The organism is Marilutibacter aestuarii, assembly GCF_006546775.1.
Lineage (GTDB): Bacteria > Pseudomonadota > Gammaproteobacteria > Xanthomonadales > Xanthomonadaceae > Marilutibacter > Marilutibacter aestuarii.
Window position 1 is genome coordinate 25,540 of the sequence record NZ_VICE01000128.1, and the last position, 11,200, is coordinate 36,739.

The 11,200-nt window shown below is 68.4% G+C and carries 5 protein-coding genes; 2 read left to right on the forward strand and 3 right to left on the reverse strand.

Translation table 11 applies throughout. The features are described from left to right. Positions 1-79 precede the first annotated feature (79 nt). Complete coding sequence (locus FKV25_RS13275; protein ID WP_141519275.1) at positions 80-382, reverse strand: hypothetical protein; 303 nt, start codon at positions 380-382, stop codon at positions 80-82. Between the two features lie 143 nt (positions 383-525). Here FKV25_RS13275 and FKV25_RS13280 point away from each other — a divergent pair, with 143 nt between their 5' ends. Beyond that, complete coding sequence (locus FKV25_RS13280; RefSeq protein WP_141519276.1) at positions 526-1,977, forward strand: MATE family efflux transporter; 1,452 nt, start codon at positions 526-528, stop codon at positions 1,975-1,977. 36 nt (positions 1,978-2,013) lie between these two features. Here the strand turns inward: FKV25_RS13280 and FKV25_RS13285 are convergent, their stop codons facing one another. Both FKV25_RS13285 and FKV25_RS13290 read right to left on the reverse strand, forming a co-directional pair. Next, the gene (locus FKV25_RS13285; protein WP_170218640.1) at positions 2,014-4,497 is read right to left on the reverse strand and encodes a tetratricopeptide repeat protein; all 2,484 of its coding nucleotides are present in this window, start codon (positions 4,495-4,497) and stop codon (positions 2,014-2,016) included. Positions 4,498-4,645: 148 nt separating this feature from the next. Further along, positions 4,646-8,155: a S8 family serine peptidase gene (locus FKV25_RS13290; RefSeq protein ID WP_170218641.1), complete on the reverse strand. Its 3,510-nt coding sequence runs from the start codon at positions 8,153-8,155 to the stop codon at positions 4,646-4,648. Positions 8,156-8,584: 429 nt separating this feature from the next. Between FKV25_RS13290 and FKV25_RS13295 the strand changes: the two genes are divergently transcribed. Further along, the gene (locus FKV25_RS13295) at positions 8,585-11,110 is read left to right on the forward strand and encodes a DEAD/DEAH box helicase (RefSeq protein WP_425462633.1); all 2,526 of its coding nucleotides are present in this window, start codon (positions 8,585-8,587) and stop codon (positions 11,108-11,110) included. Positions 11,111-11,200 lie beyond the last annotated feature (90 nt).

Consider the following 11,200-nt stretch of genomic DNA (forward strand, 5'->3'; position numbering starts at 1 on the left):
GGTCGTGAGGGGGAATGAGGGAAGGGGAAGGCGCGGCCGGGTTGCGCGGGACGGACGGAAGCGAGCGAGGATCAGCGGTTCAAGGCCGGTCCGTCCGGGCCGGCACCTGCCGGATCGCGCGGTGGATGTAGGACCACAGCCACGCGGCGCTCGCGAGCACCGCGATGCGCGTCAGGTTGACGGGCGTGGTCAGCGCGTCGCCGAACGCGCCCTCGATCGTTGGCAGCTCCACCACCAGCACGAAGAGCGCGACCAGTGCCACGGCCAGGATGAACGCACCGAGCATCCAGGCCCCCTCGCCCAGCCAGGCCAACAGCGCCCGCCACGCTCCGGCGACCGGGGCGGGCGAGGGCGTTGGCGTGGGGCGGATGACCGATGACATGGGCGTAGTCTGCCTGCACGCCAGTCACGGCCGCGTGCAATTCCGGTGAACCGCAGGCAAACGCCGCGCGTGCCCGAACGCCCCGCGGCCCCGGGGTCGCCCGCGTTCGCGCCCCGCCGACACCCCGGGCGTACCCTGCGCCGATGAAACCGCGCGACCTGACCGACGGCCTGATCGCCTCCACCCTGTTCGTGTTCGCCCTGCCGATCCTCGGCGGCAACGTGCTGCAATCGCTCAACGGCTCGGTCAACGCGGTCTGGGTGGGCCGCTTCCTCGGCGAGGAGGCGCTGACCGCGACCGCCAACGCGAACAACATCCTGTTCTTCCTGATCGGCGCGGTGTTCGGCCTGGGCATGGCGGCCACCATCCTGGTCGGACAGGCGATGGGCCGCCGCGACACCGTGCTGGCCAAGCGCGTGATCGGCACCGCCGCCACGTTCTTCTTCAGCGTCTCGATCGTGGTCGCCGCGCTCGGCCTGCCGTTCTCGCACCACCTGCTCAAGTGGATGGACACGCCCGCCGGCGCGCTGCCGTTCGCCGACGCCTACCTGAAGATCATCTTCATGGCGGTGCCCTTCATCTACCTGTTCGCATTCCTGACGGCGATCCTGCGCGGCGCCGGCGACACCCGCACGCCCTTCGTGTTCCTGCTGCTGGTGGTGCTGCTGGACATCGTGCTCAATCCGCTGCTGCTGTTCGGCATCGGCCCCTTCCCGCGCATGGGGATCGCCGGGGCGGCGACGGCGACCTTCGTCGCCAACGGCCTGTCGCTCGTGGCCATGCTTGCCTGGCTGCGTCACCGCCGCCATCCGCTGTGGATCAGCCGCCACGAGCGTGGCCTGTACCGGCCCGACTGGACCATCCTCAAGACGCTGGTGGTCAAGGGCGTGCCGATGAGCCTGCAGATGATCCTGATCTCGGCGGCGATGATCGCCATGATCAGCATGGTCAACGAGTACGGCGTCCACACCACCGCGGCCTACGGCGCCGCCCTGCAACTGTGGACCTACGTGCAGATGCCGGCGATGGCGATCGGCGCGGCCTGCTCGACGATGGCCGCGCAGAACGTCGGCGCGGGCCATTGGGAGCGCGTCGAGGCCACCACGCGCACGGGCGTCATCTTCAACTTCCTGATGACCGGCGCGTTGATCGCGCCGCTGATCCTGTTCGACCACGCGACATTGTCGCTGTTCATTCCCGAGGGCAGCGCCGCCCTGCCGGTGGCACGCCACCTCAACCACATCGCCGTGTGGTCGTTCCTGTTCTTCGGCGTCACCTTCGTCATCTCCGGCGTGGTCCGGGCGACCGGCGCGGTGACCCCACCGCTGGTGATCCTGGGCATCGCGCTATGGGGCATTCGCATCCCGTTCGCGAACATGCTGCAGCCCCACGTCGGCGTCGATGCGATCTGGTGGAGCTTCCCGGCCAGCGCGGTCTGCGCGATGCTGATGTCGATGGCGTACTACCGCTGGGGCAGATGGCGCGAGGCGAGGATGCTGCCGAAGGACGAGAGCGCGAAGGCCGTCGCGATACCCGCCGAAGTCCCTGCACAGGCGCCCTCGCCCGTGGCCGAGGAGGCACCCAGGCCGGGATGAGACTGTGCGCGCAAGCCGGGTTGGCCCCGCTCGTCGTCAACGCGTGGCGCGATCCGCGATGGCCTCTGGTTGGATCATGAGGCCGGCCGGCACGCGATCCACATCGCGCTCTCCTGCCAGGCGCCTGACCTGCAGCTTCAGTCGGGCACTGGTGGACGAGTCCCCCATCGCACGCCTCAACTGGAAGCGCGTCCATGCGGCGCGATAGACGCGTTCGGCGAAAGGTGCCAGGCGTTCGTCGAGCACCGACTGGCGCGCATCGTCCGCGGACCCGAGGGCCAGGCTGCCCTGGAGGGTGGTGACATGCATCAGCAGGGCACGGCCCCCGTCCCGTTCCGCCGTGGCCGCGGCCCGTTCCAGCTTGGAGCCGGCCGCCTCGATGTCACCCGCCAACCATGACTGGTGGGCCTGCGCGATGGCAGCAAGCGAGGCATCCTCGCCGACATGGGCAGTGACGATATCGTGCACCTCGCCCAAGGCGTCCGTATCGCGGGACATCGAGGCCAACATCGTCAAGGCGATACCCAGGCGTGTCGCCAGATCGTCTTCATCACTGGAATAGCTGTCGCGCAGGGCCGTCATCAGGGCCTGCGTCCAGGCCTGTGCTTCGTCGAGATAACCGGCCTGCAACCCGTAGAGCACGCGGACGAGCAGGCGCCTGTGCTCGGCACGCGGCGCGGCCTCTGGATGCAGCTGGTGCCATGCATCCAGCGTGGCCAGCACGCTGGCAGCTTCACTGGTCCTGCCAGTGGCGAGCAGCGCTTCGGCATGGATGTCGCCAATGCGCGATCGCAGTTGCGGATTGTCGCTGTCCTGTATCCCCTGCCAGGCGCGAGCGGTCGTCGCCAGGGCCGCAGCCGGATCCAGGTTGGCCAGATGCGCGCCGGCCATGTTGGCCTGCACCACGAATGTGTCGCTGCGCTCGCCGTATTGCTCCATGACATTGAGTGCGAGCTGGTACTCGCGTACTGCGTTCTCCGGTTGCCCGCGACGGAATTCGATCTCACCGAGATTGGCATTGACGCGTGCCACGCCCAGCCGGTCGCCACCGTCTTCGTAGTGCTGTCGCGCCTGGCCAAGCGCTGCCAGCGCGTCCTGGTACTGACCCTGCGCCGCCCTCGCCACACCCAGTCCGGTGTACGCACGCCCGACCAGCACGTCGTTCCCGGTTGGAAGCAGCACGTCCACCGCATCGCTGAAGCGCGCTTCGGCGTCGTCGAAGTTGCTGCCGCGCATGTGGATCCGACCCACGCCCAACAAGGCCTCGCCACGGATGGCGGGCGGCAGCGGGTCGACCGAACCGGTCAATGCCTGATAGTCCGACAGAGCACTTTCTGTTTCGCCGCGCAGGTAATCCAGCCTCGCCATCCGCAGGCGCAGTTCGGGACGCGAGCGCCATGCCTCGGGCGTGGTGTCGACAAAGCGACGGGCGCTCGCGAGGTCGCCGGCCAGGAGGCTGGCGTCGATCCGCTGCACCCATTCGGCAAGCTGGGTGGGCACATGGCCCCCGTCACCGCCCCGATCGACGAGCATGGCGTGGACCGCCTGTGCCGCCGCCTCGAGGGGTGCGGCGCCACGTCCCGACCATGTCCGCACCTCGCCCCCATGGGTGTCTGCCAGGCGCACCTCCCAGCCCGCGGCGAGTCGTTCGACTTCGGGCTGTACGATGCGCGAAGCGCCCGTGACCTCACGCAGGCGTTCGAAGGCTTGCGCTCCACTGGCGAGATCATCCTGGCTGCGCAGCCATTCCGTTACCTGCTCCTGGGGAACGACATTCATGCCGCCAGACGTATGCAGGCGGCTGGATACGAAATCCATGACCCCCAGTTCCATCCACGCATCGGCCACGTCGACACCATCGAGGGTCGCCGGCATCACCAGCACCAACGATTTCTCCGATGCCGATCCCGGCGCCTGTGTCGCGACCCCGGTATCGCGCTGCCGCCAGACCACCAGGACCACGAGCGCCACGACCATCAGGACACCCAACAGGGCTACTGTCCGCCAAGGTCGCCGTGCCGTCCCGCCAGTTGCCGGCGCGGCGTCAACGGGGGCAATACGGGTTGCGATGCTGGGTCGCGCCTCGCGGATGGCGGGTTCCATCGACGCGTGCACGCTGCCATGTGCTGCCAGCGGGGTGGACTGCGAGGGTGCGGGCCCGGGCGGTGCTATGTCCTGCGTGGCAGGCGCCTCGATTTCCTCCTCCAGCACTTCGATCTCTGCCACCCAGCGGTAGCCAAATCGCGGTACGGTCAGGATGGCATGCTGGGATTTGCCGCTATCGCCCACGGCGCGGCGCGCGCGCAGCAGGGTCTGCCCAAGGAGGGCATCGGTGATTTCCACCCGCTCCCACACCGCCGCGATGAGCTCGTCGCGACCCACGGCGCGTTCCCTGTGCACGACCAGGTAGACCAGGCAATCGAAGGCTTTGGGCGGGACGGCCACCGGCATGTCTTGATGGCGAAGCTCGCGCTTGGCGGGATCGAGCAGGTAGTCGCCGAAACGGAACTGTGGGGCCATGGCCAGGAGACGCATTGCCGACGAATGAAGACGCGTTCGAGCATATCACCGGGCCCGCCCGCGGCAGGCCCATGCACGCTGAAGGCCGGCCAGCATCCGCGTGCTGACCGGCCCTATGACGACAAGCGCGTGCCGCGATGGTTCCGATTTACCTCACCTGCAGCTTCACTGGCAGCAGGATCACTTCACGCGTGCTGTCGTTGCTCTTCATGCAGATCGTGGTTTCCAGCGGCGCGTCACCCGGTGCCTGTGGCGGCAGGTCTGCCGCCGAGAGCTGGACCGCGACCGTCATGCGTTCGCCCGCCGCCATCGTGCGACTACCCGGTGACACCGTCAGCCAGCTGGCGCCGCACTGGACATCGGCCCCCACGCTCATCGCCGCGCTGTGCTTGCCTGGCAGTGAGTCCTCGATGGACACCCACTCCTGCACGGGCATTCCATTCACGCCGGCGATGAAGTCGTGGTTGAACAATATCTTGCTCGGATGTCCATTCTGCTGCTCGTTCAGGAACTGGCGCCAGGATCCACTGGTGAAGAGGGGCCGGGCATAGACCGAGAGCCAGTAGCGGCCGGGCGGCAGTTCCAGCGCGTCACCGGCAGCATCGATATCCAAGGTGAGATCGAAGGGCCCGTTGCTGATACCTGACTGCCCCGGGACGCCGGTGTGGCTCCAGAGGGGCTCGTCGGCGGTCTCGCCCGGCGGCGGCGGGTAGCTCGAAGGCTTGCCACCGTCATCGGCGTAGATGGCGAACGTCACCGACTGCACCCGCTCCGACAACGGTCCGGTCCATTGCTGTGAGAAGTTGTAGGTCAGGTAGCCATGGCTGGTCAGCGAACGGATACGGGTGGTCTTGTCGAAGTGCATGTCGTCAGCCACGTAGATGCCGTAGCGATCCTTGGTGATATCGGCTGCGTCGGGGAACGTGCTGCTGTTGGCGACATAGGTGTAGTCCGGCCCCTGGTCGATGAGGGGCATTTCCGGTAGGCCCTCGACGATGTTCCAGTCGAGCCCCGCGTTGCCCAGGTTGCTGACCTCCAGCTGCAGCGTGGTGGTCTTGCCGCTGGCCACGCTCGCGTTCAGGCCGGTTGCCGGAACGTCGACTGCGATCTTCGGTGGGTCGACGAACGTGGACAATGGCAGCGACAGCGGCCCCATCGGTCGTTCGCCCCTCCTGCCCTGGATCGGCGTCAAGGTGAGTCGGCCTTCGTCACGCTGTCCACGGGCCGCCTCTTCGACGTCAAGCGTGAAGGACACCTCCTGCACGCTGCCCGGCTTCACCGTGAACACCGCAGGCTGGATGCTGCCACGCAGCTCGCCCGACAGACTGGCACGCCAGGTGACCGCGTGCCTGGCGGTGCTGCGGAAGTAACGGGTGAACGTACAGGTGCCGACGCAGCTGTCAGCGGCCAGGCTCGGCACGTTGAGGTGTTGCGCATTGCCTTCGAGTGCCGGATCGGCATTGAGGTAGTTCTCCACCGACTCGTCCATGACCAGGCCCGCGTTGGCCGCGGCGTCCACCTGCAGGCGGCCCGAGCCACGATGGTATTGCCCGGCCGGCTGCAGGCCATCGGGCATGAGCGTCATGTTCTGCTCGGCGGTCAGCATCATCGCGGACTTGATTTCCGAAGGTGTCCAGTCCGGATGCATCTGGCGCAGCAGGGCGGCGGCGCCCGCGACGTGCGGCGCCGCCATCGAGGTGCCGCTGAGCAGGCCATAGGCCTTGTCCCCGAATGCATCCGGGGTGTTGGCATAGGCTGCCATGATGGCCACGCCGGGCGCGGCGATGTCGGGCTTCAGCGTGCCAAGCACGGGGCTCGGGCCACGCGAGGAAAAATCAGCGACCTGGTCCGGCTTCCATGGCACTGCCTTGCGCTTGGCTTCGAAATCGATCCGCACCTGCCTGCCCGCGGCGAGCTGCTCGAATACCTGGGTGGAAAGGGCCGGGGCCAGCGCCGCGACCGGAGCGTTGGTGGCGCCGACCAGGGGCATGAATTCGCCCTCGGCCTGGTTCGCGACAAGGACCGCCGTCGCGCCATCGCGCAATGTGTTGCTGATCTGGCTGCGCAGGGTACAGGTGCCGTCCATGTCGCGCTTGATCACCACCGCCTGGCCCGCATACTTTTCGGTCGCGGCACTGGGACGCGTGCAGTGCAGCGGGTTGGCGGCGTCGTACACGAGCGGCACGTCCAGCGGCGCGTCCAGGGCGACGCCGGAGAGGGTGGCGGTGCGGCCGATGGACTTGCCATCAACCAGGAGCGTCGCCGGATGACCCCAGTGCGAACGGCGGTGCGTACTGGCTGCAACCGTGGTCACCCAGGGCTCGGCGTGGTTGGTGGTACCGAGGCCGGGGCCGTCGTTGCCGGCAGCGGCGACGACAACGATGCCTGCCTCGGTGGCGTTCAGGAACGCCTTGGAGATCGACTCCTCCCAGGGCCTGGTGCCACCGGAGATGGAATAGTTGAGGACATCGACCACACCGTCCTCGATCGCTTGTTCGACGGCCGCGGTGGTCGAGAACGTAGGACAGGTGCCGCCACCCGTGCCAAACGGACTGAAGCAGGCGTTGTAGATCACGATGTTGGAACGCGGCGCGACGCCCGAGAGTTCGATGTTCGGGCCATTCGGCACCTGGTAACGTACCGCGTTGCCGGCGGCGGTGCTGGCGGTATGCGAGCCGTGTCCGCCTTCATCGTCCCCGCCCGGGAAGTCCTTCGCGTTCGGGTAGACCTCCAGGATCGCGTCCCAGATCGGCGCGATGAGATCGTAGGCACCAATCACCTTGTCGTTGCAGCGGGGTGTCCAGCCGGAGTCGCCCGGATCCGCGCACATGCCCAGGTAGTTGCCCCGGCCGAGCGGGTTCTTGCGGCGGTAGGAGTACATGTCCGTCGAGGCGAACGACGGGCTGTCGTAGTTCAGGCCGGTGTCGATGATGCCGACCACCACGCCTTCGCCGCGATTCGAAGGTTTACCGGGCATCGGCCACGGATAGGGGTGGTCCCCACCCCAGCCATTGCCCCACTGGCCCGACTGTCCGCCGGTCAGTTGGTCCATCAGGTTCTCGAAATGCCCCAACCACGGCGGCAACGGCCAATGCGGGCGACCGCCGCCCTGCCAGACGTCCGGCGCGCCGATGAGGGCGGGACCATCGTCGGAGGTGACCTCCTCGAAGCGTAGCGGCTCGACCGAGGCGACCTCGGGCATCGCCTTGATCGCTTTCACTTCGTCCAGGGTAAGCCCGACGACGACGCCATTCGCGGCGTGGACGAACTCCATCAGCGGCTTCACCGGCCGTCCGCCGCGACGCAGGCGGCCCTGCGCCCGGACCAGCATCTGTGCGTGCTGCTGGCGAAGGCGGCCCGCATAGGCCCGCGTTCGGTCGCCCTTGGCCAACACGCGCCCCTTGGCGTCACGATCGACTTCGGCAGGTGAGGCGGCGGACGTCGGCTCGTCTTTCAGGGAGATCAGCCAGGGCCAGTCGTCGCCACGCCGCGCCTGCTCGGGCAGGGGTTCGCCATGCCATTCGCTGAAGGCGGCGGAGGCGGAGGTGTCGGCGGTGCCGGTTCCCTGGGACGGCGTTGCCGCGACCGCGGACAACGAGAATCCGGAGATGGCGGTAGCGATCGCCAGTGACAGCAGGCGCGGGGCGTTCGATTTCACAGGGGACATGCAGGGTACTCCTACGACAATCCTTGGATGGACAGGGGGCCCGGGCAGCCTCGCCGACAGGCAGGGGGGAGCCCCGACCCTAAGGCGCCACGTCGCCGCTCCGCATCAGCGCATCACGACACCGTCATGACGGACTTTTGACTTTTCCGTGAAAAGGCAACCGAATCATGGATTTGCGATGCCGGAGCGCGGGCCACCCAGGGCGAGCGCCGAGACGGAAGGTGGTTGGGCCAACTGTCGAGCGGCCCACGAAATCACATTTCGGGGTTGACGCGCGTCACCCCTTCTTTGCGAACCGGAGGTCGCGAACCGCTCGCCGGAACTCGCTTGAAGAAGGCCACCGCCAGTCTCACCGGCTGAGACGTCGCTCTGGCCCACTGCACCCATCACGGGTCGGGACACCGACGGGAGGCAGACACGATGGGACAGGCCATGGTGCGACATCGCACGGGCGACGAGGGCGGCCTGCTCGACACGCCGGCCGGCATGCCGCCGGAAAAGCGCACCGGCGACGGCGGCATGCTGACCCGCCGCCTCGCGCGCCGGTACCACGAGCGCATCACCGGCCAGTTCACGATTCCCGGTCGCGAGGGCGACTACGCCCCATTGCCGGCGGACCTGCCGCCCGGCCTGGCGGCGGCACTGCGCGGGCGCGGGATCGACCGCCTCTACAGCCACCAGGCCGAGGCCTGGGACGCCGCCCGCCGTGGCGAGCACGTGGCCGTGGTCACCCCGACCGCCTCGGGCAAGTCGCTGTGCTACACGCTGCCGGTCGCGGCGGCAGCGATCGAGGCCCGCTCCACCGGCGCTTCGTCGAAAGCACTGTTCCTGTTCCCGACCAAGGCGCTGGCCCAGGACCAGGTGGCCGAGCTGCTCGATCTCAGCCGCGCCGGCGAGCTCGGCCTGAAGGCCTTCACCTTCGATGGCGACACGCCGGGCGACGCGCGCCAGGCGATCCGCCTGCATGGCGACATCGTGGTCAGCAACCCGGACATGCTCCACCAGGCGATCCTGCCGCACCACACCAAGTGGGCGCAGTTCTTCGAGAACCTGCGCTACGTGGTGATCGACGAGATCCATACCTACCGCGGCGTGTTCGGCAGCCACGTCACCAACGTGCTGCGCCGGCTCAAGCGCATCTGCGCGTTCTACGGCGCATCGCCGCAGTTCATCCTGTGCTCGGCGACGATCGGCAATCCGCGCCAACACGCACAGGCCCTGATCGAGGCGCCGGTGACGTCCATCGAGCGCTCCGGTGCGCCGAGCGGCGACAAGCACGTGCTGCTGTGGAACCCCCCGGTGGTGAACCCGGACCTCGGCCTGCGCGCCTCGGCGCGTTCGCAGAGCAACCGGATCGCCCGCATTGCGATCAAGGCCGGCCTCAAGACCCTGGTCTTCGCGCAGTCCAGGACGATGGTCGAGGTGCTGACCAAGTACCTCAAGGACGTGTTCGATGCCGATCCCCGCAAGCCGGCGCGCATCCGCGCGTACCGCGGCGGCTACCTGCCCACCGAACGCCGCGCGGCGGAACGCGACATGCGCGACGGCCAAGTCGACGGCATCGTCAGTACCTCGGCGCTCGAACTGGGCGTGGACATCGGCAGCCTGGACGTGGTCGTGCTCAACGGCTATCCGGGCAGCGTCGCCGCGACCTGGCAGCGCTTCGGCCGTGCCGGACGCCGGCAGAAGCCCTCGCTCGGGGTCATGGTCGCCAGCTCGCAACCGCTGGACCAGTACGTGGTCCGCCATCCCGAGTTCTTCGGCGACGCCACGCCCGAGCATGCGCGCATCGCGCCCGACCAGCCGCTGATCCTGTTCGACCACATCCGCTGCGCGGCCTTCGAGTTGCCCTTCGAGGCCGGCGAGTCGCATGGCCCGGTCGAGCCCGGGCTGTACCTGGAGGCACTGGCCGAGTCGGGCGTGGTGCATCGCGAGGGCGACCGCTGGGAGTGGATCGCCGACAGCTATCCGGCCAACGCGGTCTCGCTGCGCTCGGTCGCCGACGGCAACTTCGTCGTCGTCGACCGCACCGACGGTCGCCAGCGCATCATCGCCGAGGTGGACTATTCCGCCGCCGCGCTGACCCTCTACGAGGGCGCGATCCACATGGTCCAGAGCACGCCCTACCAGGTCGAGCGCCTCGACTGGGAAGGACGCAAGGCCTATGTCACCCGGACCCACGTCGACTACTACACCGATGCGATCGACTACACCCGGCTGAAGGTCCTCGAGCGCTTCGATCGCGAAGGCGCGGGCCGCGGCGAAGCGCAGCACGGCGAAGTGCACGTGGTGCGCCGGGTGTCGGGCTACAAGAAGATCCGGTATTACACCCACGAGAACATCGGTTACGGGCCGGTCAACCTGCCCGACCAGGAACTGCACACCACGGCCGCGTGGTGGCAGGTGCCGCAGCCGGTCCTGCTGGCCTGGTTCGCGTCCCGACAGGAGGCGCTGGATGGCTTCCTCGGCGCCGCGCACGCCCTGCACCTGGTCGCGAGCGTGGCGGTGATGGCCGATGCGCGCGACCTGCAGCGCGCGGTGGGCAATGGCGACGGTGCGTGGTCGGCGACGGCCGACGGCGGCGGCCGCGGCCAGGTCCGCGGACTGGATGGCCAGCCGCGCGACATCGAGGACGAGGCGCGCTTCGTCCCCACTGTCTACCTGTACGACAACTTCCCCGGCGGCGTGGGGCTGAGCGAGCCGCTATGGACGCGCCAGCGCGAACTGGTGCATCGCGCCAGCGAACTGGTCGCGGCCTGCGAGTGCAGTGCCGGGTGCCCCGCCTGCGTTGGCCCCATTCTCGCCACCGACGAGGCCACGCAAGGCTCGGGAGGCACCGGCGGCCGCTCCGCGACGCCGAAGGCGCTGGCCCTGCGCGTGCTCGAACTGCTGGTACCCGCGCCATCCATGTCGCCGGCGGACGTCGGCCATGGAGCGCCGGCATGACGCCACGGCCGGCCTCCCTGCCTTGGGATCGCCGCGCATGAGCCTTGCGCTCGAGCGGCTGCGCACCCTGCAGCGGCAGTCCGGGGCGGC

Bases quoted from the DNA above. Each gene is read 5' to 3' on its own strand.
- FKV25_RS13275 (WP_141519275.1), bottom strand. From the start codon at position 382: ATGTCATCGGTCATCCGCCCCACGCCAACGCCCTCGCCCGCCCCGGTC.
- FKV25_RS13280 (WP_141519276.1), top strand. From the start codon at position 526: ATGAAACCGCGCGACCTGACCGACGGCCTGATCGCCTCCACCCTGTTC.
- FKV25_RS13285 (WP_170218640.1), bottom strand. From the start codon at position 4,497: ATGGCCCCACAGTTCCGTTTCGGCGACTACCTGCTCGATCCCGCCAAG.
- FKV25_RS13295 (WP_425462633.1), top strand. From the start codon at position 8,585: ATGGGACAGGCCATGGTGCGACATCGCACGGGCGACGAGGGCGGCCTG.